General features: G+C 48.1%; 19 protein-coding genes. 9 read left to right on the top strand and 10 right to left on the bottom strand.

The annotated features are described in order from the left end of the window. Window positions 1–507: 507 nt before the first annotated feature. On the top strand, window positions 508–1680 hold the full coding sequence (locus EYR25_RS08600; RefSeq protein WP_133179353.1) for an MFS transporter: 1173 nt from the start codon (window positions 508–510) through the stop codon (window positions 1678–1680). 51 nt (window positions 1681–1731) lie between these two features. Here the strand turns inward: EYR25_RS08600 and EYR25_RS08595 are convergent, their stop codons facing one another. From EYR25_RS08595 to EYR25_RS08585, 3 genes are read right to left on the bottom strand one after another with little or no spacing between them, the layout of a single operon-like run. Beyond that, on the bottom strand, window positions 1732–3351 hold the full coding sequence (locus EYR25_RS08595; RefSeq protein WP_133179351.1) for a PepSY-associated TM helix domain-containing protein: 1620 nt from the start codon (window positions 3349–3351) through the stop codon (window positions 1732–1734). 6 nt (window positions 3352–3357) lie between these two features. Then, a complete protein-coding gene (locus EYR25_RS08590) occupies window positions 3358–3648 on the bottom strand; it encodes a hypothetical protein (RefSeq protein WP_133179349.1) in 291 nt (96 codons plus the stop codon). Between the two features lie 3 nt (window positions 3649–3651). Further along, a complete protein-coding gene (locus EYR25_RS08585) occupies window positions 3652–3906 on the bottom strand; it encodes a hypothetical protein (protein WP_133179347.1) in 255 nt (84 codons plus the stop codon). A 328-nt stretch (window positions 3907–4234) separates the two neighbouring features. On the opposite strand from EYR25_RS08585, the gene EYR25_RS08580 reads away from it, so the two are divergent. Next, a complete protein-coding gene (locus EYR25_RS08580; protein WP_133179345.1) occupies window positions 4235–5122 on the top strand; it encodes a prohibitin family protein in 888 nt (295 codons plus the stop codon). A 106-nt stretch (window positions 5123–5228) separates the two neighbouring features. Here the strand turns inward: EYR25_RS08580 and EYR25_RS08575 are convergent, their stop codons facing one another. Together EYR25_RS08575 and zntR are read right to left on the bottom strand one after the other, a co-directional pair. Further along, entirely contained in the window at window positions 5229–6707 is a 1479-nt protein-coding gene (locus tag EYR25_RS08575) for a permease (RefSeq protein WP_165953483.1), read from the bottom strand. Between the two features lie 2 nt (window positions 6708–6709). Beyond that, a complete protein-coding gene (gene zntR / locus EYR25_RS08570) occupies window positions 6710–7183 on the bottom strand; it encodes a Zn(2+)-responsive transcriptional regulator (protein WP_133179341.1) in 474 nt (157 codons plus the stop codon). 336 nt (window positions 7184–7519) lie between these two features. Between zntR and purH the strand changes: the two genes are divergently transcribed. From purH to EYR25_RS08550, 4 genes are all read left to right on the top strand, one after another. After that, window positions 7520–9136 (top strand): bifunctional phosphoribosylaminoimidazolecarboxamide formyltransferase/IMP cyclohydrolase, encoded by a 1617-nt coding sequence (purH, locus tag EYR25_RS08565; protein ID WP_133179338.1) that lies wholly within the window; start codon window positions 7520–7522, stop codon window positions 9134–9136. Window positions 9137–9241: 105 nt separating this feature from the next. Further along, window positions 9242–10540 (top strand): phosphoribosylamine--glycine ligase, encoded by a 1299-nt coding sequence (purD, locus tag EYR25_RS08560; RefSeq protein WP_133179336.1) that lies wholly within the window; start codon window positions 9242–9244, stop codon window positions 10538–10540. 179 nt (window positions 10541–10719) lie between these two features. Next, window positions 10720–13932: an ImpA family metalloprotease gene (locus EYR25_RS08555; protein WP_133179334.1), complete on the top strand. Its 3213-nt coding sequence runs from the start codon at window positions 10720–10722 to the stop codon at window positions 13930–13932. A gap of 167 nt (window positions 13933–14099) precedes the next feature. Then, entirely contained in the window at window positions 14100–14324 is a 225-nt protein-coding gene (locus EYR25_RS08550) for a hypothetical protein (RefSeq protein WP_039978858.1), read from the top strand. Window positions 14325–14327: 3 nt separating this feature from the next. On the opposite strand, the gene EYR25_RS08545 is transcribed toward EYR25_RS08550, so the two are convergent. The 3 genes from EYR25_RS08545 to hemE all read right to left on the bottom strand — a co-directional run bounded on the left by EYR25_RS08545 (window position 14328) and on the right by hemE (window position 19220). Continuing rightward, window positions 14328–15131: an SDR family oxidoreductase gene (locus EYR25_RS08545; RefSeq protein ID WP_126512329.1), complete on the bottom strand. Its 804-nt coding sequence runs from the start codon at window positions 15129–15131 to the stop codon at window positions 14328–14330. Between the two features lie 75 nt (window positions 15132–15206). Then, entirely contained in the window at window positions 15207–17777 is a 2571-nt protein-coding gene (locus EYR25_RS08540) for a putative bifunctional diguanylate cyclase/phosphodiesterase (protein WP_133179332.1), read from the bottom strand. 378 nt (window positions 17778–18155) lie between these two features. Continuing rightward, window positions 18156–19220, bottom strand: coding sequence for a uroporphyrinogen decarboxylase (hemE, locus tag EYR25_RS08535; protein WP_023268929.1), 1065 nt, complete (start codon window positions 19218–19220; stop codon window positions 18156–18158). 459 nt (window positions 19221–19679) lie between these two features. Between hemE and rsd the strand changes: the two genes are divergently transcribed. Then, window positions 19680–20168: a sigma D regulator gene (rsd, locus tag EYR25_RS08525; RefSeq protein WP_133179330.1), complete on the top strand. Its 489-nt coding sequence runs from the start codon at window positions 19680–19682 to the stop codon at window positions 20166–20168. Between the two features lie 192 nt (window positions 20169–20360). On the opposite strand, the gene acnB is transcribed toward rsd, so the two are convergent. Next, window positions 20361–22958 carry a bifunctional aconitate hydratase 2/2-methylisocitrate dehydratase gene (gene acnB / locus EYR25_RS08520; RefSeq protein WP_037426323.1) on the bottom strand — a complete coding sequence of 866 codons (2598 nt, stop codon included), beginning with the start codon at window positions 22956–22958 and terminating at the stop codon, window positions 20361–20363. Window positions 22959–23393: 435 nt separating this feature from the next. Between acnB and hxpB the strand changes: the two genes are divergently transcribed. Next, the gene (hxpB, locus tag EYR25_RS08515; RefSeq protein ID WP_133179328.1) at window positions 23394–24047 is read left to right on the top strand and encodes a hexitol phosphatase HxpB; all 654 of its coding nucleotides are present in this window, start codon (window positions 23394–23396) and stop codon (window positions 24045–24047) included. A gap of 52 nt (window positions 24048–24099) precedes the next feature. Continuing rightward, window positions 24100–24426, top strand: a complete 327-nt coding sequence (locus tag EYR25_RS08510; RefSeq protein WP_133179326.1) for a DUF2845 domain-containing protein — start codon at window positions 24100–24102, stop codon at window positions 24424–24426. A gap of 53 nt (window positions 24427–24479) precedes the next feature. Here EYR25_RS08510 and EYR25_RS08505 read toward each other — a convergent pair whose 3' ends face one another. Further along, on the bottom strand, window positions 24480–26522 hold the full coding sequence (locus EYR25_RS08505) for a M13 family metallopeptidase (protein WP_133179323.1): 2043 nt from the start codon (window positions 26520–26522) through the stop codon (window positions 24480–24482). Window positions 26523–26701 lie beyond the last annotated feature (179 nt).

The raw sequence follows: 26701 nt of genomic DNA, 5'->3' as shown, positions 1-26701 counted from the left end.
AAAGCAGTTTATTTTGTTATTTTTCTACTAGGCAACCACAAATTCTGTCGACAAAAAGCACAAAAACATCCTTTTAGCGATAAAAATCACCTATTTTTGATCTAAACCGATGAACAAAACTTTCAAACGGATAAATTTATCGCAAAAGCTTGATAAGGCTGTAACTTAATAAATGTTTAAAACTGTGACACAGATCAAACTCGACATTTTAGACAAGTGACAACAGCTTAATTTAAACTTAAAAACCATAGAAATATCATGCTAATAAATGCGGTATATTGAAGTTAATTCCACTCTAGTTTGTTTTTCTATCGCTAAAAATGGTCATTCGTACCAATCAGCTTCAAACCAGCAACATTTACACCTCATTATCTCTATGAATAATAAACACAAATATTATTCACCATCTCAGTCAATCTAACTCACTTTACCCTGCACAGGATCCGGCCTAAAGTCGCGCCCGTCATCTCGCCTTCTGTTTATTTTTTACCTGTTTTGGTACCGCCAGTGGAAAATATCGCGTTAACGCCATCGACTCAAAAGCCAGGGCTGTTTGTGCCTGTTGCAGGCTTAAGCCTATTTGCCCTCGCCTCGGGCTATTTGATGAGTTTGATCCCGCTCTCCCTCAGTTATTTTGAGCTCAGCCTCGATCTCGCGCCATGGCTCGCGAGTATTTTCTACCTCGGCTTATTACTGGGCGCACCTTGTATCGCACCAATCGTGACTCGCATCGGCCACAGTAAAGCCTTTATTCTGTTTCTGAATATCTTACTGTGCAGCGTTGTGGTGATGGTTTTGCTGCCACAGAGCAGCGTTTGGTTAGCCGCCCGTTTGGTCGCAGGCCTCGCCGTGGCGGGGATTTTTGTGGTTGTCGAATCTTGGTTGCTAATGGCCGATACCCAAAAACAGCGGGCCAAACGCTTAGGACTTTATATGACCGCCCTCTACGGCGGCACGGCGATAGGACAACTCGCGGTCGATTATTTAGGTACCACGGGCAACCTCCCCTATTTAGTGGTGATAGGTTTACTGGCCGCCGCCAGTTTGCCCGCGTTATTAGTCAAACGGGGTCAGCCGCAGTCGAACGAGCAACACTCGATTGCCCTGTCGGATCTTAAAAACCTGAGTAAACCCGCCGTGGTCGGTTGTTTAGTCTCGGGATTATTACTTGGCCCTATTTATGGCCTATTGCCTGTGTATGTGTCGCAGGACATGGGATTTGCCGAGCAGACGGGGCAATTTATGGCGTTAATCATTATGGGCGGCATGATAGTTCAGCCCTTGGTGAGCTATTTATCTCCTCGCTTTCAAAAGAGTGCCTTAATGGCCGCCTTCTGCTTAATTGGCGCGGCAGCACTCTTTTTACTGACGCAAAAGTCCCTTGTTGGACTCTGGTTAGGTTTTGTGTTGCTGGGCGCCTGCGCTTTTGCCCTCTACCCCATCGCCATCAGTCTGGCCTGCGATCATCTGCCCAGCAGCCAAATAGTCTCTGCAACCCAGATTATGTTGCTCAGTTATTCCGTGGGTTCGGTTATCGGCCCTGTCGCCGCCAGTCGCTTTAATCATATCGAACATGGCTTGCTACTCTACTTAGCCGCAAGCTTTGTGCTGACTTTTGGTTATCTTGGTGCACACTTACTGCTACGGAGCAAACCACGCTTACCGACAGCAAAAGCATAGTGCTGGTTGACCGAGTGAAAAAAATGGGCGCCGATAAGAGCGCCCATTTTATTAGGAAGTTTGTTGCGTTAACGCTGCTACAGGCGCTGCACTGGGGATAGCCCAGACACTGTCCTGCGGGCCGTTGAACACGCGCTGACGCGTGAGTCGATATCCATAATAGAACACACAGCTAAAGCCGAGTGCCACCAAGTCGACTCCAAGCGTTGCCGCAGAATGGGGCGCCCATAAGCCTAGACTCGGCACTAACAGCCCAATCACAGAAGTAATAGGCATGGCAAAAGTAACCAAGGCGCACAGGGGTAAAATCAGCAGTGCAGCCCGAGCTGCGCCGCGCCAGAAGGCGTAGGCCACTAAAACGGTAAACACCAGATAATACAGCCACAGGTAAATGTGATTAATATTACTCACATGGGCGTATAACCACTTGCCCAGCAGCATACTCACCGCCAGGGCGGCAACCGAACCTAAGCAAATCCCTACTGTGGCGCTCGCCATTAAACGGCAGGCACGGGTTTGTTCAGTCGCTTGTTTTTTACGGCGCTTTTCCAGCCACAGCAAATTACCACTATAAAATAAAAAGGCGCCGCTCAAACCTAAGAAGAAATACACCCAGCGCCCAAGATCGCCCCCGTAACTGCCAAAGTGCAACCCAAAGAATACCGCGACCGTTCTGCCCCAAATCCCCTTGTCACTTTGGTCAATAGTGCTATTGGATACCTTAAGGCTGTAGGGATGCAGATATAAGTAATCAGTGACAGGCCCGCGCATAAAACCATTGGGGTTATATAAGCCTAGGCGCAAGGTCGCACGGGGATTATCCAAGTTCATAAAGGTCATTTCATGCACTTGATACTCGGGCGCCAACTCCTGCACTTTAGCCAGTACCGTTGTGATCTGAGGTAAATCGGCGAGTGTATAAGGCGTTCTGTCGGGCGCTGGCTGGGCAAACAATGGCTTTTCACCATAAACCACATGTTTAAGCCCATCATAAAGCTGGTCATGGAAGGCGAACACAATCACGGTCAGGCTGATCACTATATGAAATGGCAAACTAGTAATGCCGACTAAGTTGTGGGCATCGAGCCAGAAACGGCTCTCGCCCTTATCTTTACGCAGGGCAAAAAAGCTTTTGGTTAAAGTGGGCAATAAAAAAATCACCCCAGAAACGAGAGCTAAGAAGTATAGAAAGGCTGCAACACCCAGCACATAGACACCCGCTTGATCGTGGCCGACCTCACCGGCAATCCCCGCAGTACGGTGTAATTGGTCAATCAGCTCAGCCAACTCGCTTGGCGTACTGAGTTGGGTGACTAATTGCCCCTGCTCGTCGAGGCTAGCATGCCAAAGCTGATTACTCATGCTGAGTTCACGCTCAGAGCCCTGCTGATACCAAGTCATCGGCGACTGATGCTCATCATTCAAATGCAAACTAAAGCCGTTTTTCGCCTTATCGTCCTGCGCTAACGCCTGCGACACTAACTCATCGAGCCTATCGGTTGAGACTTGCGGCAAGGCCACGGAGGGCGGCATTGACCAAGCGTCAATCGCCCCCTTAAACATAGTGAGCGAACCAGCATAAAAGCCGATAAACAATACGATTCCGGCGATGATCCCAGTCCAAATATGGATAGACTGATACACCCGTAACACATCACTGCGAACTTTCATCCCTTATCACCTAAAGGTATATAAAACTATATAAGTCAAAATATTAAACAGGCCCAAATAGCCGATTGCCCTGAGTCCGGTTTTAAACAGAAAGCTAAAACTTAATATCAGCAACCAAATGGGTGTAATCATCCACATGTTGAATTGCACCTTAGTGTCGGCATTGATTCCACCCGGGCCAAACCAAGCAAATAATCCCACTAGGCCCAAGGCTAAGGTGAAGCCTAAAATCAATCCCGCCAGTGACTTAGTCCACCAGTCTGGCTGTAATTTGTCGTTTTCCGCTAAACGCGCCATGGCTTATTTCCGCCCGATAAGTGAGATAAAAGGCACTAAACCCGAGAGCAGCATCAAAAGAGCTATCCAGATAAAAATTGCCGCGCCTAGGGTAAATAGGCTGAGCCAGCCGATAAGGCTAGCGACAGTCATGCCGTAGGCGAGTAAACGCCAAGGCTGCTTAGGAAGGGAGCTTGCCAATAGTTTTTGCTGCTTGTTGGTCAAATAAAATAACAAGCAGGCTACAAGCGTCGACAACAAAAAGACGAGTTTCAACACGGGATTGTATCCTCTCACCACAAAGTGTTAACTGTCATATTCTTGGGCATCTATCACAACGACTCAATAACCCAATGAAAGCCATAGAAAAACTCAGTAAATTTGTGGGACTCTATCCATGGTGAGAATAATTCGCAATAAGATTTACACTGTAAGCATAGGTTATGGCAGTTCAGTCACAGTTCTACAACTCAGACACCTACTTGTTGCCTGCCGTTAACCATTAAGATACATTTTGCAGCAACCGTTTCGTCTCGATATAAATAGTCATCAACACGATCCGCGCTTACTCCAAGCCCATCACAATGTCACCAGCAAAGGAAGCTACATGATTAAAAATGAACTCAACCTGCCAAGTTCCTTTGGCCTGTCTAAAATCATTCCTTTAGTGATTTTACTCATCCTATTTATCTCACTCTTTGGCAGTTGGTACACGGTTGACCAAGGTGAACGCGGGGTTATTCTGCGTAACGGTAAAATCATTGGCACCGCCGAGCCAGGGTTAGGTTTTAAAATGCCTCTGTTTGATACAGTCGTAAAAATCTCAACCCAAACCCACACCACCAGCTACAGCTCATTGCAGGCCTATAGCCGCGATCAGCAACCTGCAACACTCAATGCCTCGGTAACCTTTAACGTACCGCCGGATCGTGTCGAAGAGGTCTATGCCAACTTTAAGAGTATCGATGCCATGGTGGCTCGCCTACTCGACCGCCAAGTACCAACGCAAGTTGAGAACATTTTTGGTAAATACACTGCAATTTCGGTTGTGCAGGAGCGGATCAAATTCGGTATCGATGTGACAAATGCCATCACCCAATCTGTGAAAGGGCCAATCGAGATCACCTCTGTACAAATTGAAAACATCGACTTCTCTAACGCCTATGAAAAGTCTGTTGAAGACAGAATGCGCGCCGAGGTTGAAGTACAGACTCAACTGCAAAACCTCGAGAAAGAAAGAGTCAGCGCCCAAATCGCCGTGACTCAAGCGCAGGCGGAAGCCGACTCGCAGCTTGCGCGCGCTAAGGCTGAAGCTGAAAGTATCCGTATCAAAGGGGATGCTGAAGCCTCAGCCATTAAGAGCCGCGCCGAGGCGCTGGCACAAAATCAAAACCTTGTCGAACTGACTAAGGCAGAGAAATGGGACGGCAAGCTGCCAACTACCGTCTTACCAACAGGCACCCTGCCCTTTATCGATGCAAAAAAGTCGAACTAACAAACGACTAAGCATCGCAAGTAAGCGATTTGCCACTAGCGATACGCATTAGGCTTTACCATAAAAAATCCCCAGTCATTCTGGGGATTTTTATTTATCGCTATTGCTATGAGCAGCAATCGCTGCGGCGTAACCAGCTTCTTGGGATCTTCTCAAACACCACTTTCGCCATCAACAACGCCAGTACAATGCCAGAGGTGGCGACTAACCACTCGGGTAACATTTGGTGCTGCTCGCCAATCTGCGGCATGACCTCAAAACCAAAGGAGGCGACCAGATAATTCACCAAAGCGCCTGCAACTAAGGCAACACCTAGCACACCGCCAAGATAACCATAGAGCGCACGCTTACCCAGTTCCTTAGTCACTACGCCTAAGGTGGCGATATTAGTCGCAGGGCCAGCCATCATAAACACCAACACAGCGCCGGGAGACACGCCAGCGAGTAACAAGCCCGCCGCAATCGGTGTCGAAGCCGTGGCGCAGATATACATAGGCACAGACACAAGCACCATCACCAGCATGGCCAGCAATCCATCGCCCCACTTAGCTAAAAAGTCAGCAGGAACATATGTTTGTACTAATGCTGCGAAGAATAAGCCCACCAGCAGCCAGAGGGTCGTATCGCGCACAAGATCCGTCGCCGCATATTTAAGCCCAAGTCCGACCCGCGCAATCACAGATTCTGACTTAAGCTCGGTCGCCATATCCTGCGTAGACGCGCAGCAGCTGTCACCTTCGGCTTGATGGCTGTCAGTCGCCTTCGAACTAGAGCTGCCACAACAGGCGCCTTTCTTCACCACCACGATTTTTTCGGGCGCGGCGGTTTGAGTACCGCAACATGAACCCGCGCTTTCACTCTTAACAGGATTCACCTTTGCCACAGCCCCAAACGTTTGACCAGCCATCACACTAGAAGAAGCCGCCATTAAGCTCGGCTTAGCCATCGGCGTCATTTTGATTTTCGACTCAGTTGATGGCGCTTTCGCGTTATCACTACAACAGGAAGACTTAACCGGCGTCATCATGGGCGCCTTGGTAGATGAGCAGCAGCTTTGCACCGCTTCGGCTTTTACCATCGCAGGTTGCGCCGAAGATTTAGAAGCGCAGCATGAAGCAACAGGAGCACTGCTATCTAACGCCTTATCTGATTGAGATAGAGTTTCAGCCTTACCCATAGGTTTGCCATCGTCATCATCACGTCCCACTAAAAGGCCCGCGACAATGGCGCTAGTGATCGCCGCAATCGGCCGCACTATCGCCATAAACGGGCCGAGTAAGACATAGGAAACGGTCACAGAGTCGACCCCAGTCTCAGGAGTTGAAACCAAAAAAGAGGTGGTTGCCGCTTTCGATGCGCCTGAGCGGCGTAGCCCAACGGCGGCAGGGATCACGCCGCAGGAACACAGCGGTAAAGGCGCGCCTAATAATGCCGCTTTAACCACGGTTTTAAAGCCATGTCCGCCGAGCTGTTTTTGCATCCACGCCATAGGCACAAACACTTTAAGTAAGCCCGCCAGAATCAAGCCGAGCAATAGCCAAGGGGCGGAATCTAAAAACAGATCGATAAAATTCTTCAATAACATAATTAATTCCCTGACTTATCTAGGGTTGTGGTGCAATCTGTGGCGCCATGGTCATGCTCAACGCGTACTCTTTCGGTACTCGACTCCAACGCCTCTAAAATCGAGCAATGTTCGGCGCTACGCGGCCCACCGCAGCAGGCATCCGACAGACTCTGTAAGCTGGTTTGAAAATGCAATAACTCGGCAATTTTAGCTTGCACCTGCGCCAGCTTGAGATCGACCATGCCCTTAACATCGGCACAGGCCCAGTTGGATTTGTCGAGGTCGATAGACAACAACTCACTGATTTCACTCAAGGTAAAACCCACCGCCTTCGCCCGCAGAATAAAACGCAGCCGCGCCGCGTCGGCATCGGTATAGACCCGATAGCCAGAGTCGGTACGGCTCGAAGGCGCAAGCAGGCCGTGTTTCTCATAGAATCTGAGGGTGTCGGCCTTAACCTCGCATAAATCGGCTAACTCACCAATTCGGTACATAGTTAATCCTTTGCAGTTTTACTCGAATCATCTCAAGCAACACTGGCAATCAATATGATGAAGCGAGTATAAACCTTAGAGCCTACTCCAAGGTCAAGGGCTATTTTGAAATTTACACCTCGCCCAAAAATCATTCCACTTTGTTCTGATATCAATATTGTGAAATCGCGCAGAAAAAACACCCGTAAATCCAGTTTTACGGTAGAATACGCGCGCCTGACGCTGGGACAAAAAATATAAGTAGGACCAAGGGGCTTTTGGAAAGCAGAATCCGATAGAAGTTGTTCTGTTTTCCGAAAGATCCTTGAAACTAAAATAACTGGACCCTGTACCCAAATGACTGTTGCAAATAATGCCAGACCCATTCGTCGCGCGCTGTTAAGCGTTTCAGATAAAACCGGAATTCTCGAATTCGCCAAAGCATTACACGCCCAAGGCGTTGAACTGCTGTCAACGGGCGGCACCGCTCGCTTGTTAGCGGATAACGGCGTGCCTGTTATCGAAGTATCTGACTATACAGGACACCCTGAGATCATGGATGGTCGCGTTAAGACCCTGCACCCTAAAGTGCATGGTGGCATTTTGGCGCGTCGCGGTCTTGATGAAAATGTCATGGCTGCCAACAACATCAATGCAATCGATCTGGTTGCGGTTAACCTCTACCCCTTTGCCGATACCGTTGCTAAAGCAGGTTGCACCCTAGAAGATGCGATTGAAAACATCGACATCGGTGGCCCGACTATGGTGCGCGCTGCGGCGAAAAACCATAAAGACGTGACTATCGTGGTAAATGCGGCCGACTATAACCGCGTATTAGCCGAAATGGCCGCCAACAATGGCAGCACGACTCACGCGACCCGTTTCGATTTAGCGATTGCCGCCTTCGAACACACTGCCGGTTACGATGGCATGATCGCCAACTACTTCGGCACTATGGTGCCTGCACACAGCACTGATGAGTGCTTCGAAGATTCCCTATCCGTTGAAGGATCAAAATTCCCACGCACCTTCAACACCCAATTAGTGAAGAAACAAGATCTGCGTTACGGTGAAAACAGCCACCAAACTGCGGCCTTCTATGTCGACACTAAAATCGATGAAGCCTCAGTCGCAACTGCCGTTCAACTGCAAGGTAAGGCACTGTCTTACAACAACATCGCCGATACCGATGCCGCCCTTGAGTGCGTAAAAGAGTTCAGCGAGCCAGCCTGCGTTATCGTTAAACACGCTAACCCATGTGGTGTTGCACTGGGTAAAGACTTACTCGATGCCTATAACCGCGCCTACCAAACTGACCCAACTTCAGCCTTCGGCGGCATTATCGCCTTCAACGGCGAGTTAGATGCAGCAACCGCTAGCGCTATCGTTGAGCGCCAATTCGTTGAAGTGATTATTGCACCTGTCGTCAGCCAAGGCGCCCGCGATGTAGTGGCCAAGAAAACCAACGTGCGTCTGTTAGAGTGTGGTCAATGGGATACTAAGACTAAGACCTTAGACTATAAACGCGTGAACGGTGGCCTGCTGGTGCAAGACCGCGACCAAGGCATGGTTGGCTTAGATGACATTAAAGTTGTGACTAAACGTCAACCGACCGAGAGCGAGCTGAAGGACTTAATGTTCTGCTGGAAAGTGGCTAAGTTCGTTAAATCTAACGCGATTGTTTACGCTAAAGACGGCATGACAATCGGTGTTGGCGCAGGCCAAATGAGCCGTGTCTACAGCGCGAAGATAGCGGGTATCAAGGCCGCCGATGAAGGCCTAGAAGTGGTTAACTCTGTGATGGCGTCCGATGCCTTCTTCCCATTCCGCGACGGTATCGATGCCGCAGCGGCGGCGGGCATCAGCTGCATCATCCAGCCAGGTGGCTCAATGCGCGATGCTGAAATCATCGCTGCTGCCGATGAGCACGGCATGGCCATGGTGATGACTGGCATGCGCCACTTCCGTCACTAATGCCGCCTACAGCCAGCACGCCATGTGCTGGCTGTTTCGTTTATCGCACTCAGTGAACATAAGTATCTAACCACAAGAATTTAAAACTCAAAGGGATGACTTAACATGAAAGTATTAGTTATTGGTGGCGGCGGCCGCGAACATGCCCTAGCTTGGAAAGCGGCACAATCACCTCAGGTCGAACTGGTTTATGTTGCACCGGGTAACGCGGGCACGGCTCTCGAACCAAAGCTTGAAAACTTAAATATCAGTGCAACTGACATTCCTGCCCTGCTCGATTTTGCTAAAACCAATCAGATCGAACTCACCATCGTTGGCCCGGAAGCGCCGCTGGTATTAGGTGTGGTCGATGCCTTTAACTCTGCGGGTCTACCCATTTTTGGCCCAACAAAAGCGGCTGCACAGTTAGAAGGTTCTAAGGCCTTCACTAAGGACTTTTTAGCGCGCCACAATATTCCTACCGCGGGTTATAAAAACTGTACCGAAATCCAAGACGCTAAAGCCTTCGTGCGTGAACTGACGGGCAAGACGGGTTACCCAGTGGTGATCAAGGCCGACGGTTTAGCCGCAGGTAAAGGCGTGATCATCGCCCAAGATCAAGCCGAAGCGGATGCCGCAATTGATGACATGCTCGCGGGCAATAAGTTTGGTGATGCCGGTTCTCGCGTGGTTATCGAGGAATTCTTAAAAGGCGAAGAAGCCAGCTTTATCGTTATGGTCGATGGTAAAAATATCCTCGCGATGGCGACCAGCCAAGACCATAAAGCCCGTGATAACGCCGACCACGGTCCAAACACTGGCGGAATGGGTGCTTACTCTCCTGCTCCTGTGGTCACTCAAAGCGTTCATGATTGGACAATCGCTAATGTTATTCGCCCAACGGTGGATGGCATGGCGGCTGAAGGCAATGTGTACACTGGCTTTCTGTATGCAGGCCTGATGATCGCACCAGACGGCAGCGCCAAAGTACTGGAATACAACTGCCGCTTTGGCGATCCAGAAACCCAACCTATTATGATGCGCCTCAAGTCAGATCTGGTTGAGCTGTGTTTAGCCGCCACCCGTGGCGAGCTGGATAAATTTACCGCCGAGTACGACGAGCGCGCCGCAGTTGGCGTAGTGCTGGCCGCAGGCGGTTATCCAGATGAGTATCGCAAAGGCGATGTGATTGACGGCCTTAGCCTAGGTAATCACGATGCCAAAGTCTTCCACGCGGGTACTGAGATGAAAGACGGCCATGTGGTCACCAACGGTGGCCGCGTGTTATGCGCCACAGCATTAGGTAACACAGTCACCGCAGCACAAAAAGCCGCGTATCAACTGGTTGATGAAATCCACTGGGATGATGTGTACTTCCGTACCGATATTGGCTACCGCGCCATCGCCCGTGAACAACAGGGCTAAAGGTTAAATCATTCAAAAGAACCGGCTACCTGCCGGTTTTTTTATGCCTTAAAATTGACGATCGTCAATTTTAAATTTATGATTTTTAAAGTTTTTATTTAAAAACTTCTACTGTAGTCCGCATTATTCCTATACAATGCTACATAAATGTTAATTATCAATAATGCTAAGGACTCGCTATGGAGATTAGACTCATTTCTGCCGCCATCGCTTTGATACTCACAGGTTGCGGCGGGGGCTCAGAGGATGCTGGCGGTACAACGCCTCCACCAGTCCAACCTCCCTCGGTCAGTCAATATACCGCCAGCACAAGCTCGGTCATTGGCGGAAAGCTCAGTCCCACTAGCCAAAAGGTCGATTCGGGTAAAAGCGCCAGTTTTATTGTTCAAGCCGATAATGGCTTTGTACTGGATAGTATTAGCGGCTGTGGCGGCACGCTAACAGAACTGACTTACACTACGGCGGCGATAAGTGCCGATTGCACTATCACCCCAAGCTTTATCAGCAATGCTGAAAATGCCATTCGCCATCAAGACCATACCCTTGCCAGCGCCAATGAGCTGATTGATTTCAGCACTGCCGAACTTGCGAAGGTGGACGCTGCACGTAAGACGCAAATCACCGAACTCTATCAAGGTGTGGGTAACAGCATCAGTTGGCATCCGACCCACGATTCCATCACTTTTTCGAGCTTTATGCCGGAAAACACTTTTACCTTACTGCCATCGAATGTGGATGGCAGCGGCGCTAGTGCCGTACGTGGTTTAGTGATGGCGGGCGAACAACAAGGCCAGCGTTATGCCGCCATGGGTGGCAACTTGTTTGCGGTTAATAATTCAGATGAGAGTGATAAGCTGCTTAAAAACCTTATCGGATGGCTAACCAAAGGCGGCGATCAACAGGATGGCCTTAGCATAGTCACGGCACAAATGCCGAGCCGTGCCGACAGCTGGTATTTCCCCCATAACGAAGGGATCCGCACTTGGCTAAGCAAGTACTATCCCAATACTCACAGCATCAATGCCGCCAATAGCTGTGATTACAGCGCCCTCGCCAGCTGTATCGATACCTTAAAGCCCGATTTAATTGTTATCAGTGATATTGACCGAGATGGCCTAGGGTATGCGGGCATTCAAGCGGCCATCGCTAAAGCCAAGGCCGCGGGAATTCCGCTGCTGGTCTCAAACTACTGGCGTAATCAAAGCCCTATGCTAGCGCCACTCTATCTTGAGATGGGGCTCTCTACCGCGGGTAACTATTGGTCCAAACTCAATGCCGATAATCTTAGTGTGAGCACTATTCTGGCGAAAGATAAAGCACTAACAGATGTAGAAAAACTACTTGCCAACCTGCGGGAACAACGCTTCGATACGCAAGTACTCAATGACTGCGGCGGCAACTATTTAAGCTGTAACAGTAGCGCCTTTGTCGAGGCCTTTAAGGCGGGTGCAGATTGGTATCGTGGCAATGCCGAAACCTTAGATAATAATGGTATAAATGCTTTTAATAGCCCTAATTTCAGCTTGATGAAAGCGGGGTTACTGCTCGCTGACAAGTATCGCAGTGAAATCGATTACCCCATCGCCTACACCGAATCCGCCCAGTGGCAGCAAGCCCTATTTGCCGATTGGACTGTCAGCTACGCCCGCGCCCACAACCTCGCCCAACCAGACTTAGGCGAGTATGTCACCGACAGGGCCAATCTAAGCAAGGGCAGCAATGCCCATTACGCTTATCCTGCCACAGTGACGGAACGTAAGAGCATCACAGTGCCTTACTCTGGCCAGTGGACAACCACCGGCTGGTACGCCTTACCCGGGCAAACCATCACCCTCAGCCGCTTAGATAACACGAATGCGAATGTCGAAATTAAGCTGAATTATCATAGACGTAATACTAACCGCGCCTATGAGCAAAAGGTTTATCGCGCACCACTAGAGCTCGCTCAGCAACGCCTCAAGCTCGCCAAAGGGCAAAGCATTGAGTTTTCAACCCCCTATGGTGGCCCCATTTACCTCTATATCAGTGGTGGTGAAGGTGCGCTCAGTGTTGATGTACAAGCAAAAAATGTGGCTAAGCACCCCAGTATTATGGATTTTTCCAATCCTGCTGAAATCACGGCCTTTAACGATAAGATCCAAAATACCGAGTTGCCCCATGTGGATCTTCGTACCGATGGCGCCGAGCAGCATTTGCGCCGCGACCGTTTTATGAATGCGATTGGCGGTAAGGTCCCGGATGTCAATGCGTTGCTCAAGAGCATTGTCGAAGATCATATCAACAGTGTGTATACCCTCGCTGGGCTGAAAATCCAAGGTAAGAGCTTAAGTGAGTCTTTACCTGCGGATGTGCTTGCGAGCTGTCAAGCACTGTTTGGCGCCGATTGCACCGATGCCAGTTTGCATACCCGCAGCATCATCCAACACGCTAACTATGATCAAAATGCCCACTGCGGCTCAGGTTGTAGCGGTAATCCATGGGATGCGGCTTGGAATATTTCACCCACGGGTTGGGGAGATAACCACGAGCTCGGCCACAATCTGCAAACTAACCGTCTAAACGTGCAATATGCCACTGCCGCCAATAGCGACAATTGGACTGGCTATGGCAGCCGCGCGGGGGAAAACTCCAACAATATCTTCCCCTATGTGGTGCTATGGAAGACCTATTATTTGCGTGATGGTAATACCAACACCATCAATGATGGCCATATGAATCACAAAGATCTCTTCTATGTGTTTATGTCCGATGCTGTGGGCACCACGGATACCAGTGGCAAACGCGTGGTCTTCGGCGCCAACTGCAAAGTGCTCGATGCAGGTGAAGACAGATACACAGCCCCTTGGGCCAGCAATGCCTACGCGGTACACAACGGCTATCGCATGGCGTTTTACATCCAAATGGCACTCAAGGCCCATGGCATGACCTTGAGTGACGGCACCACCTTGGCTAATGGTTTTAATCTTTTCACCTTGCTGTATCAGCACAGCCGTATTTTCGGTAAATACGCTAATAACGCCAGCGACTGGGAGGCTAACCGTAGCAAACTGGGCTTTGAACTATTCCCATACGAGGGCCATAGCATTTACGGTGGCAAAACGGTGAGAGATATTCCAGGCAATGACTTTATGCTGGTATCACTGAGTAAACTCACAGGTAAAGATTGGCGCAGCCATTTTGATATCTTGGGCCTGCGTTACTCTAGCCTCGCCGCGGCGCAGGTGACGGCAAACGCCAGCCAAGGTATGGTGCCTATGGGCATGTATGAGCTCGAAACCGATTTACCACCAGCCAACATGAGCCAAGGCTTAGCCTTTATCCCACTGTCACTGAGCGATAGCAGCACACTTTGGAAAGGCACGGGCTCACCTAGCCAATGTGCTAAACCTTAATACTATAGAGGCTAAGGCATTAATCTTTAAGAGACTGAAAATTAAGTATAATAAAAATAAACCTCGCCCATGCGAGGTTTATTTTCACCTTAAATCGTGACCTGAATCACAAAAGTTACCAAGTGGATAGCGCACTATTTAACCTCAATAATAAATCAGGGGTTTCTATGGGTTATTCAATCAAAGATATTATTTATCAAGGCGAAAAGTCTGGCGTGCACAATTGGCAAACCCTATCGGGACAGGATTTTTACTGGCATCCAGATTGGTTACACATTGCCGAGGATCTGACTGGCCATAAGGCAACGGCTCACATCCAAGCTGATGGTGATAAAGCAACTCAAACTGAAGCTGAACAAGCCATTGTGAAACATCTTAACAGCGGAAAATAACGCTCAATGTCCTGAAGCTATCGCCTTGCGGGCGATTTTATCGATTAAACCCGGCGCAATTAGCTTTAGCCAGCGCCCGAGTCGGCCACGTAGCGAAGTAATAAGCAGCCGTCCTCGGGTCGCTATCACCGGAAGCATCATGTTGGCGCATTGCTCGGCGGTGATAATTTTAGCTTCCTGCATTGGGGATTTACCGAGGGGCTTGCCTTCGCCATCGAGGGCACGCTTATGGATTTGCGAGACAACAAAGTCAGGACAAATCACAGTCACGGCGACATTATCATCCGCCAGCTCAATCCGCAGTGAATCAAAAAAGCCAATAACAGCATGTTTAGAGGCGGCATAGCCACTACGAGTCGGCACCCCCGTTAACCCTGCAACCGAAGCGACTACCACTACCTGACCTTGGCTGGACTTTAAATAGGGTAAGGCGGCGTGAGTTAAATACGCTGGGCCTAAATAGTTGACTCGCATGATATCTTCGAGCACAGACAACTGATTGAGCTCATCAAAACGCGACCACATGGTCATGCCTGCGTTATTTACGAGAATATCGAGGCGACCATAGTGCTCAATCGTCGCCTGAATTAAGGCTTCGCATTGGGAGGCGCTACTGACATCGGCGGCAAACACAAAGGGAGTCGGGCCATAGTTTGCAATTTCGAGGGCAAGGGACGCTAAACGTGTTTCATTTCGAGCGCTGAGCACCAGTTGGCAGCCGACCCGCGCCATAGCAATGGCTAGGGCGCGGCCAATACCTTCTGAAGCGCCCGTAATAATGACTACTTTCCCCGTCAGTCCATCCATAACGATTCCCTTGTTACCAATGTGTTAATTATGCTCCAAGGTAAATTGGCATAATCATCTTAAAAGCGCAATCCCCTAGGCGCGTTGTGCCACTTGCATATCAAACTGCTGGCAATAACTGGCTAAAGGTTGCGGTCGTCCTATCGCATAACCTTGGGCATAGTTAATACCAATCACTTGTAATCTATCGATAATCTCTTGGTTTTCGACAAATTCGGCAACCGTTTCAATCCCCATCACTCGGCAAACGTCTTGAATAGATTTAACGATGGCATAATCCTTGGCGTTGACCGCGAGATTCTTCACGAAGCAGCCATCAATTTTGACATAATCCACCGGCAGTTCACGCAGATAACCGTAGGACGCAAAGCCACTGCCAAAATCATCCAAAGCAAAGGAAAATCCGAGTTTACGCAATTGCCTTAACATTTCCATGCCGCGTTGACGGTTTTGAATCGCCGTCGTTTCAGTAATTTCAAAGCAAACACATTGGCTCGGGACATCAAAAATATGTTGCTGCTGGGCGATATATTCCACCATGCCTTCGGCGCCGAGACTATTGCCCGAAAGGTTGATTGAAATACAGTGATCCGGCCACAGCTGTGGATTTAACGACAACCATAAAAAGGCTTTACGTATCACCTCTTTATCGATTTCAGGCATCAACTTAAAGCGCTCCGCCGCCGCAATAAACTGCGCTGGCGCTAAAATACGGCCACAGGGCTCTTGGATCCTAAGCAAAATTTCCATCCGTTGCCGCTTCGAACTCGCCCCTAAGCCGCGAATCGGTTGGTAGTAAAGTAAGAGTTCGTTTTCCTCAATCGCTTGCGCGATACGCACCGCCCATTTGGGCGCGTTGCGCTGATAGGTCAGCTCTTTATCCCTATCGTCGTAAAGATGGATTTGGTTTGTTCCCTTATCCTTAGCGGCAATACAGGCGATATCCGCATCCTTTAATAGCTCCTGCGCATTGATATAAGGCGCTCGCCCAAAGGCGACCCCTATGCTCAACCCCACTTTATAGTGGCAATTTTTATCATGTAGCACTTGCAGCGATACCAGAGCACTTATCTGCTTTAACAGCTGCACCACAGCTAATGCGGAGCGATCGCAAATTACTAAGCCAAACTCGTCGCCACCTAAGCGCGCTAGTAGCTCTTCAGGCCCAAGACATGACTGAATCGCCCTTGCAACCATGGCCAACATGCGATCGCCCGCTGCATGACCACAGCTATCGTTGATCAACTTAAACTGCTCTAAATCCAGATAACACAAAGCGATTGTCTTAGCTCGACTGGCGAACTGCGGCAACTGCTCTTCAAACGCCTGACGATTTAACAGTCCGGTAATGCCATCAAAATTCGCACGTTGTTGCAGCTGGCGCTTAAGCACTTCTTCTTCAGTAATATCCCGTAGTACCACGACAGTACCTACGATCTCTTTATCATGATTCAACACATTGCTGATACTACGCTCAATGATCCGCGGTGTAGCCGTTAGTAGTTTGATTTTAGCGACTTGAGGTGTAGTTTCACCAAGGCGAATACAGTGAAAAACGGCTTGATTTAATTGCTCTCCCGCCTTCAACAAAGAGGCGAGACTCTCACCAACAGCATCACTACTTGCAACATCTAGTAAAGACTCTGCCTTGGGATTCATATAAATCACTTTGGCATCGACATCGGTCAGGATCACCGCCTCAGCAATTGACTCAAGGGTAATTTTGCCGCGCTCTTTTTGCTGATAAATGCGTGCGAGCAAACTATTGACTCGATTTGCCAGCACAGATAACTCCTCATTGCCCTCGCTGGTAACAGGCCGATAGACACTTGCCATAGGATCAACAAGTGCCAACTGCTGCATCAAGCTTTTAAAGGGCTGTAACAGGCACGCACGCAACCAAACATAGCCTAAGGCAACAATCACTATCCCCAACAAAATCACCGCAAGTGACACCCAGTCGAGGCTAAGTTTTACATCACGGAAAGGATCATCAGAAAAATCCACTTGAAGATAAATCGGTGGTTGAGCAATCAAACTCGGCAGCGCAACCGAACTTGAGTGTGAGGTACTATTGGTTGTTTCAGCATTAGACATACTGACCCGATCCACGAGGGAGGTTTGAGCATATTCGAGCAGATCACGCTCGGTAAGTTGTCGTACTAACAACACATACTCGCCTGGATGTGATGCGACAGCCGTTACCACATATCCTTTATCGCCAATTAAATAGGCGCTTGCAAACTCTGGCTTAGCCTGTGTTGTTATCGCCTTAGCGATTTCCTGCCGATTAGCTTCTGCAATGGGTTGCTCGTTTTGAAAAACATTTTGCAAATGCCCATCTCGCAGAATAAACCAGCTTAAATTGCCAGACATTGAACTTTCAAGCCACGAGGATTCGAGAGATTTTAACTGCTCGCTATCGAGATGGGATAATGGTGAGGCGTAGATATTTGTAAGAAAACCTAGACGATCAACATCGATTCGAAACTGCTGCTGGATATTCGCCAGCTCACGCTGCACATTATCTTGACGTAATAATTCGACCCTATGGTCAAACCAAACACCGAGGCAATAGGAGACAAGCACAACCGCGGGCAGACAAAACCCCGCAATAAAAACCAATATTTTGTTGCCTATGCGCATCTTATACCACGGCTTACGTAATTAAATTATCAAATGGCTTTATGTAATCCCTTATAGCGCCATGCAACATATCTCATTTGCAAATAGTATTAAATATCACTTTGCTTTATCCGTTGCTAAAGTAAGCAATAGCATGCATTTATTTGTTTAAAACACCTTTGATTTAGCGCAGCTATTCGATAAAAAAGTTTTAAAAAGTTAGATGTTAATCAATATCCTATGCTTTAAACCTGCTGGTGAATGTCTTGTTATTCCACATATGCTGATTAGCCTTTGCGATATAAGGCTGTGTGACCTTGACCTTAATCAATGACGATCAGCTAAGGAGACACTGCAATAAAAAACGGACCCTAAGGTCCGTTTCTGCTTCAATATCGATTACTTATGGTACTGCTTAGATTGAGCATGAACCGCCTTGATAAAGGCTCCTGCATGCTCTGGGTCAACGTGCTGATGGATACCATGGCCTAAATTAAACACATGGCCAGAGCCTTCACCGTATCCCGCCAAAATTTGGCTCACTTCTTCTTCAATGCGTGGAATTGGCGCATACAGCATAGAAGGATCCATATTACCTTGTAGTGCCACTTTATGGCCTACACGGCGACGGGCGTCGGCAATATCGACTGTCCAGTCTAAACCTAATGCGTCACAACCCGTTTCAGCCATAGCTTCTAACCATAAGCCACCACCCTTGGTGAATAAGGTCACAGGCACTTGGCGACCATCGGCAAAGCGAGTCAAACCATCAACAATCTTCTGCATATAACGCAGTGAGAATTCACGGTAAGCCGTGTGCGATAATGCACCACCCCATGAGTCGAAGATCATCAGCGATTGAGCGCCGTTAGCAACCTGCGCATTCAGGTATAAAGTCACTGAATCCGCTAATTTGTCGAGTAGCATATGCAGTGCTGCTGGCTCTGCGTAGGCCATCTTCTTAATTTTTTCGAAGGTTTTGCTTGAGCCACCTTCAACCATGTAAGTCGCAAGTGTCCAAGGCGAGCCAGAGAAACCAATCAATGGCACCTGGCCGTTTAATTCGCGGCGAATGGTGCTAACCGCTTTCATCACATAACCCAGCTCATCTTCTGGATCGGGAACCGCTAATTTTTTGATGGCATCGATAGTGTCTGTTGGGCGTTCAAAACGTGGGCCTTCGCCCGCCTCAAAATACAGACCTAACCCCATGGCATCGGGAACAGTCAGAATATCGGAAAACAGAATCGCCGCATCCAGCTCGTAACGACGCAGTGGCTGTAGTGTCACTTCACAGGCCAATTCATGGTTTTTGCATAAAGACATGAAGTCACCCGCTTGAGCGCGAGTCGCTTTGTATTCAGGAAGATAACGGCCAGCTTGACGCATCATCCATACCGGAGTCATATCAACAGGCTGTTTTAGTAGGGCGCGTAAATAACGATCATTCTTTAATTCTGCCATTTGGCTTGATTCCTAGACTTATTGAGATCCGCTGGGGCGGTAGTTTAGCATTTACGCGAATAATGTAACCAATATGAGCTAATTAATGTGAGCTAATCCCCATCATTGCTGTCCATTTAAGCACTTATCCTTAAAATGCTACCCAGATAACATACTGTTTACTAATCAAACTCGAAGTCACACTAAGACAGAAAAAAGTTGCGCTGGTTTCCTGCCTTTGGTATAAAAAGTTTGCGCTAGCAAGAACAATCAAGAAGCTCGTCGCATCGAGCCTGCTATATACATTACTCGCCCAACGATAGGTTTCTATCGTTGGGCTTTTTATTTCCGCATTTTTTTATACAAAACAGCTGGTTTGTCCATCTGCCTATTCTCGCAAATCCCGATAAAAAGGGTTGATCGAATAGCTATTTCTCCCCTACATTAGAGTCATGTCCTAGCACTAAAATGGAATGCATCATGCTGAGAGAACTCGAAAAAGCAGAACAAAAGTGGGGCGGTTCAAATAAGCTTATAGATCAATGGCTAGAAAATCGTCGTAAACTCTTGGTGCATTACTGCCAAATTGCAGGGCTTCCTCCTTACACCAATGCTGAAAAATCTCTTCCTTCATTTGACCACGTAAAATCCTTCTGCGACCTATTAGTCGATTACGTCTCCGAAGGCCATTTTGAAGTTTACGATCAAGTGATTAATGCCTGTGAAAAATTTGGAGCATCTTGTAAAGCGACAATTCAGCAGGTATTACCTCAAATTACCCCGACAACCCATGCGGCATTAGACTTTAATGATAAGTACGCCGAAGCGCAGGATGACCAAGTGTTATACCAGCTCGATAAGGATCTCTCCGAACTGGCCCACACCATGGAAACCCGTTTCGAGTTAGAAGATAAACTGCTTGAGGTATTACATAGCAAATATTCTGAGCATGCAGCCCAACAAGCGTAATTCATGCGAACAGTTATCCGCAGCGATTCGCGCCATTGCTAGTCGAAGACAAACTGGGAGATAAGCCGCAATCCTTGTAGAATGGCGTTTTAAGATTGGTAGCAACCTCTTAACCAAGCGCTTAGCTTAGCAATAGCATCCACAAACAAAAAAGCCAGCTTTCGCTGGCTTTTTCATTTTTATATCAATCGATTATACAGCTGATTGAAAGATCACTTGTGATGCTTTCTTAGTGTAAGAATCGATTTGATCGAAGTTCAAATAACGGTAAGTGTCAGCTGCAGTTGCATCTAACTCTTTAGCGTATTCTTGGTATTCTTCAACCGTTGGTAGACGACCTAACAGGGCTGCTACTGCCGCTAATTCCGCAGAGGCTAAGTAAACGTTAGCGCCTGTACCTAAACGGTTCGGGAAGTTACGGGTAGAAGTCGATACTACAGTTGCACCTTCAGCCACACGTGCTTGGTTACCCATACACAGTGAACAGCCAGGGATCTCGATACGCGCACCCACGCGACCGAAAATACCGTAGTAACCTTCTTCGGTCAGCTGGTCTTTGTCCATCTTAGTCGGTGGCGCGATCCACAAACGTGTTGGCAGCGTTTTAGCGAACTTGTCTAACATCTTACCGGTCGCACGGAAGTGACCGATGTTAGTCATACAAGAACCGACGAACACTTCGTCAATCTTAGTTTGCGCAACGGATGACAGTAATACTGCATCATCTGGATCGTTAGGCGCACACAGGATTGGCTCTTTGATCTCGTTCAGATCGATTTCGATTACTGCAGCGTACTCAGCATCGGCATCAGCACTCATCAGCTCAGGATTTGCTAACCACTCTTCCATGCCTTTGATACGACGCTCGATAGTACGACGGTCACCGTAACCTTCGGCAATCATCCACTTCAGCATAGTGATGTTAGAGTTCAGGTACTCGATGATTGGCTCTTTGTCTAACTTGATAGTACAACCCGCTGCAGAGCGTTCTGCAGAAGCGTCAGAAAGTTCGAATGCCTGTTCCACTTTCAGGGTTTCTAAGCCTTCGATTTCCAGTACGCGACCAGAGAAGATGTTGATCTTACCTTTCTTCTCAACGGTCAGCAGACCCATTTCAATCGCTTTTAATGGGATTGCATGTACTAGGTCACGTAGGGTGATGCCAGGTTGCATCTTGCCCTTGAAGCGCACTAATACAGATTCTGGCATGTCCAGAGGCATCACACCGGTCGCGGCAGCGAAAGCAACGAGACCAGAACCTGCAGGGAATGAAATACCAATTGGGAAACGCGTATGTGAGTCACCACCAGTACCTACTGTGTCTGGTAATAACATACGGTTTAACCAAGAGTGGATAACACCGTCACCAGGGCGCAGCGACACACCGCCACGGTTCATAATGAAGTCTGGCAGCGTGTGGTGAGTATTAACGTCTACTGGTTTTGGATAAGCAGCAGTGTGGCAGAATGACTGCATAGTCAGGTCAGCACTGAAGCCTAAACAGGCTAAGTCTTTCAGCTCGTCACGGGTCATAGGACCGGTAGTGTCCTGAGAACCCACAGACGTCATCTTAGGTTCGCAGTATTGGCCTGGACGCACGCCAGCAACACCACAGGCTTTACCGACCATCTTCTGTGCAAGAGTATAACCTTTGCCATTATCAGCGACGTCTTGAGGACGTACGAATACGTCAGAGGCTGGTAAACCTAATACTGCACGCGCTTTGTCAGTTAAACCACGGCCGATGATCAATGGAATACGGCCACCCGCACGCACTTCGTCTAACAACACGTCGGTTTTCAGGCTGAACTCAGAAATCACTTCATCTGAGCCATGACGCTTAACAACACCAGCGTATGGGTAAATGTCGATCACATCGCCCATTTCCATTTTGCTAACATCAAGTTCGATTGGTAGTGCGCCGGCATCTTCCATAGTGTTGAAGAAAATCGGCGCAATTTTGCCACCTAAGCAGAAACCACCAGCACGTTTGTTAGGAACGAATGGGATATCATCGCCCATGAACCACAGTACTGAGTTAGTCGCAGACTTACGTGATGAACCTGTACCCACAACGTCACCCACGTAAACTAATGGGAAACCTTTGGTTTTCAGTTCTTCTAATTTCTTGATTGGACCTACGCTGCCAGGTACATCAGGCTCGATACCATCACGCGCGTTTTTCAACATCGCTAAGGCGTGCAATGGAATATCGGGACGTGACCAAGCATCAGGTGCTGGTGACAAGTCGTCGGTGTTGGTTTCACCAGAGACTTTAAATACGGTCAGGGTGACTTTGTCCGCTAATTTTGGACGGCTTAAGTACCAGTCTGCATTTGCCCAAGCTTCAACCACTTGCTTAGCAAACTCATTGCCCGCTTCCATCTTCTCAACCACATCGTGGAAAGAATCAAACATCAGCAGCGTATGAGCCAGTGCTTTAACAGCTATTGGAGCAAGAGCTGGGTTATCTAGCTGAGCGATCAGCGGCTCGATGTTATAGCCACCTTGCATAGTGCCTAATAACTCAGTCGCACGTTCGGCAGACAGGATGGGTGAAGTTGCAGTGCCTTTAGCGACCGCATCTAAAAAAGCGGCTTTTACGTAAGCGGCTTCGTCAACACCGGGGGGAATTCGATTTTCGAGCAGGTCAAGAACAAACGCTTCTTCACCAGCGGGGGGATTTTGAACCAATTTAACCAGTTCAGCCACTTGATGTGCATCTAATGGCTTAGGGACTACGCCCTCTGCAGCACGTTCTGCGACGTGTTTACGATATGCTTCTAGCACGGCAACATTCCTCTTTGTTTGGCGCTCTAACAACGAAACTGCACGTCTTCTCAATTGAAGCTGACAGTCCGACATGATCGACCCGTATTTCCGGCCAGCAGTATACTACAGCTTTGCAAAAGTATGAATCAGGTCACACTCGGCGAAAGACGAAATAAGGGCTAAATCCGGAGGTGCAACTCAACTTACGGCAAGAATAAAACAAGGGAAATTAGACAATAGTTTGAAAACAGACAAAAAACCATAATTGACAAATAGTTAACATAAGTTAATCCATTTAAAATCGAACGATTATTTTTTTACTCACAAAATCCTATTCAGGGTAAATATTTTTAAACTTTGTGCATTTAGGCTTTGAAGATGGCGAGCCTTAAACATACACTCAAGCTCCCAGAGCATAACGCTTAGTTATCCTTCCCATCCCTTGGAGTAGTAATGACATCCCTCAGTATTCAAGCCGTTATTTTTGATATGGATGGCGTGTTAATTGATTCAGAACCCCTTTGGCAAAGGGTTGAATATGAAGTGTTATCGGCGCTTGGCGTGCCAGTCACTATTGAAACGATTCAACAAACCACGGGGCTACGTATCGACCAGTGTGTCGACTATTGGTATCACAAAGCCCCTTGGGCCGATTACGACAATGCTAAGGTCAGCAAAGCCATTGTTGATAGAGTCGCAGAGGAGATCCTGAAAACGGGCGAAGCCATGCAAGGGGTTCAGCAGGCCATTGAATACTGCCAAACCAAAGGCTTAAAGATAGGCTTAGCGACCTCCTCTTTTTACACCATTATCGAAGCCGTACTTAGTAAACTCGGCCTGAGCGATAAGTTTATGGCGGTACAATCCGCTGAAGGACTCACCTATGGCAAGCCGCATCCTGAGGTTTACTTAAATTGTGCGGCCGCCTTAGAAGTCGACCCGCGTTATTGCCTCACGATTGAAGACTCTTTTAATGGTCTGATCGCAGCCCGCGCTGCCAATATGCAAACCGTTGCGATTCCTGCGCCAGAACAACGCGGCGAAGCAAAATGGATCATTGCCCATCATCAATTAGAGAGTTTATTGGAGCTTGATAAGGTGTTCTAAATCAATTCACCGAATCAATTTGAGAAAGGTTAATCACTGCTAGGACAAACCGATGAAGTATTATGTGTTGTTAATACTGTGGGCGGCGAGCTTGCCAGCCTTAGCGACAGATTCTATGCGCTGTAAGCAATTCGTCATCAACGTAGGCGATCCCTTAGACGCAGTGTTAGAAAAGTGCGGTCCGCCAAATGAAGCCAAAGAATACAGCCAACCTGCAACCTACAGGAATTCCGCAGGCGATATCGTGATTGATCCAAGCAAGTTGCCGATAGAGTATGTTGAGTGGACCTATGATTTTGGCCCGACACGATTGATGCGGCGGGTTTATGCAACCGATCAAAAAATCGAAAAAATTGAAACTTTAGGATATGGGCATTAATCCCAAGTAAAAAGCCAGACATCAGTCTGGCTTTTTCATTTTCATCCTATGGATTACCAGATTTTTACGCGCTCTTCTGGTTTTAAATACATCTTGTCGCTTTCTTTCAGCTCAAAGGCTTTATAGAAGGCTTCGATATTGCGAGGTGTCCCCATAGCACGGTAGTGGCTAGGTGAATGTGGATCCGTCAGTAAACGACGACCTAACTCTTCATCACGGTAGTTGCGGCGCCACACTTGTGACCAACCGACGAAGAAACGCTGCTCACCCGTTAAGCCATCGAGCACGGGAGCAGGTTTACCGTTTAAGCTCATCGCATAGGCACGCGCCGCTACGGTTAACCCGCCTAAGTCACCGATGTTCTCACCTAAGGTTAAATCACCGTTCACAAACTTACCGGGCAACGCTTCATAGCCAGAATACTGCGCCGACAGTTGCTTACCGCGTTTTTGGAACTCTTCACGGTCTTTATCCGACCACCAATCACGCAGGTTGCCGTCACCATCGTACTTAGCACCTTGGTCGTCGAAACCATGGCTGATTTCGTGGCCAATTACCGCACCGATACCACCGTAGTTAACCGCATCATCGGCTTCCATATTGAAGAATGGCGGTTGCAGAATCGCCGCTGGGAATACGATTTCATTGCCAACAGGGCTGTAATAAGCGTTCACCGTTTGTGGTGTCATATGCCACTCGGTACGATCGATTGGCTTACCTAACTTGTTGATCATGTCTTGATATTCGAAGTTGGCATAACGCATATAGTTGCCCACCAACTCATCAGGCTTGATCTCTAGTGCAGAGTAGTCTTTCCATTTATCTGGATAACCAATCTTGTAGGTAAACTTAGACAATTTTTCTTGAGCCGCGACTTTCGTTTCAGGCGTCATCCACTCAAGTTCGTTGATGCTGACTTCAAAAGCTTTGATCAAGTTTTTGATCATAGTTTCCATGCGGGCTTTTGCTTCTGGTTTGAAGTATTGCTTAACGTACTCCTCACCAACTAACTCACCAATCACTTGGTCGGCGCCATCTACCGCCTTTTTCCAGCGTGGTTGTTGCTCTTCAATACCCATTAAGGTTTTGCCTTTAAAGGCAAAGTTAAGGTCAACGAAGTTTTTGCTTAACAGCTCAGCATAGCTATCCACTAAGTGGAACGTTAAGTAATCCTGCCAAGCTGAAACGGGGAAGGCATCAAAATTAGCGCCTAACTTTTCTAAGTATGATGGCTGACGCACGATGACTTCAGTCACTTTATCGCCAAGGCCTGCGCTAGCCGCAAAGGCATTGATATCAAACTTGCCGGTCAGCTTTTGCAGCTCAGCACGGCTCAGCTTGTTGTAAGACTTGTTAGCATCGCGAGATTCAACACGGCTCCACTGGCTCTTAGCGATCATCATCTCGATGTCGGCCACGTTTTTCGCCGCACGTTTGGCATTCTTGTAGCCTGCTTCGGTAAGAATATCAGTCACATACTTCGCCATCGCTTCGCGGGTTGCTGCAAACTTAACGTCATCTTTGAGGTAGTAATCACGGTCTGGCAGGGTTAAGCCAGACTGACTGATATACACCGCATATTGGGTAGAGTTTTTCGCGTCGTTATTGACGTAAAAACCAAAGGGAATGCCTGAGCCGCTGGTCAGTAATTTACCCATCACAGCGGGTAATTCGCTGTGGGTTTTCACCGCCGCGATATCCGCCATCAAAGGATTGAGCGGCGTCACACCTAAGGTTTCGAGCAAATCGGTATTCATAAAGCTGGCGTTAAAGTCACCGATTTTTTGATTATTAGAGCCAGGAGCTGCATCTTTTTGCGCTGCGGCGGCATCGATGATTTTTTTCAACGCATCTTGGCTTTGATCGTACAGCACAGAGAATGCACCGTAGTTAGACTTGTCGGCAGGGATAGGCGTATTCGCTAACCATTTACCGTTCACGCTGTAATAAAAATCGTCTTGATGGCGAACTGAGGCATCAAAGTTTTGTAATTCAATGCCAGAAACCGCGGCGACTTCAGTTTTAGGCTCGCTGCTGCAAGCGGCTAAACCTAGGCTCAGGGCAATCCCCAGCGCCAGTGTGCTAATCTTCTTCATTGTTTTCCCCAGCTTCCGTTGAGAGTGTTGTTATTTTTTCCTGCAAAACCTTAGCATTTTGCCTAGTTTGGCTGTAGCAAGATTTTGTAAAAGGTTATGACACTTAGTGATATTTGCGCAAACCAGTATAAACGCGATTTTTAGATTATGCGGGAATAGTGTTCAGCAGGAAAAACGAA

Source organism: Shewanella decolorationis (assembly GCF_004354305.1).
GTDB lineage: Bacteria > Pseudomonadota > Gammaproteobacteria > Enterobacterales > Shewanellaceae > Shewanella > Shewanella decolorationis.
Note: the sequence above shows the minus strand (reverse complement) of the source record. Positions and strands in the feature narration are given on the sequence as shown.

Excerpts from the sequence above, each read along its gene's own strand:
- EYR25_RS08595 (WP_133179351.1), bottom strand. The coding sequence starts at position 3,351 with ATGAAAGTTCGCAGTGATGTGTTACGGGTGTATCAGTCTATCCATATT.
- EYR25_RS08590 (WP_133179349.1), bottom strand. The coding sequence starts at position 3,648 with ATGGCGCGTTTAGCGGAAAACGACAAATTACAGCCAGACTGGTGGACT.
- EYR25_RS08580 (WP_133179345.1), top strand. The coding sequence starts at position 4,235 with ATGATTAAAAATGAACTCAACCTGCCAAGTTCCTTTGGCCTGTCTAAA.
- EYR25_RS08575 (WP_165953483.1), bottom strand. The coding sequence starts at position 6,707 with ATGTTATTGAAGAATTTTATCGATCTGTTTTTAGATTCCGCCCCTTGG.
- zntR (WP_133179341.1), bottom strand. The coding sequence starts at position 7,183 with ATGTACCGAATTGGTGAGTTAGCCGATTTATGCGAGGTTAAGGCCGAC.
- purH (WP_133179338.1), top strand. The coding sequence starts at position 7,520 with ATGACTGTTGCAAATAATGCCAGACCCATTCGTCGCGCGCTGTTAAGC.
- purD (WP_133179336.1), top strand. The coding sequence starts at position 9,242 with ATGAAAGTATTAGTTATTGGTGGCGGCGGCCGCGAACATGCCCTAGCT.
- EYR25_RS08555 (WP_133179334.1), top strand. The coding sequence starts at position 10,720 with ATGGAGATTAGACTCATTTCTGCCGCCATCGCTTTGATACTCACAGGT.
- EYR25_RS08550 (WP_039978858.1), top strand. The coding sequence starts at position 14,100 with ATGGGTTATTCAATCAAAGATATTATTTATCAAGGCGAAAAGTCTGGC.
- EYR25_RS08545 (WP_126512329.1), bottom strand. The coding sequence starts at position 15,131 with ATGGATGGACTGACGGGGAAAGTAGTCATTATTACGGGCGCTTCAGAA.
- EYR25_RS08540 (WP_133179332.1), bottom strand. The coding sequence starts at position 17,777 with ATGCGCATAGGCAACAAAATATTGGTTTTTATTGCGGGGTTTTGTCTG.
- hemE (WP_023268929.1), bottom strand. The coding sequence starts at position 19,220 with ATGGCAGAATTAAAGAATGATCGTTATTTACGCGCCCTACTAAAACAG.
- rsd (WP_133179330.1), top strand. The coding sequence starts at position 19,680 with ATGCTGAGAGAACTCGAAAAAGCAGAACAAAAGTGGGGCGGTTCAAAT.
- hxpB (WP_133179328.1), top strand. The coding sequence starts at position 23,394 with ATGACATCCCTCAGTATTCAAGCCGTTATTTTTGATATGGATGGCGTG.
- EYR25_RS08510 (WP_133179326.1), top strand. The coding sequence starts at position 24,100 with ATGAAGTATTATGTGTTGTTAATACTGTGGGCGGCGAGCTTGCCAGCC.
- EYR25_RS08505 (WP_133179323.1), bottom strand. The coding sequence starts at position 26,522 with ATGAAGAAGATTAGCACACTGGCGCTGGGGATTGCCCTGAGCCTAGGT.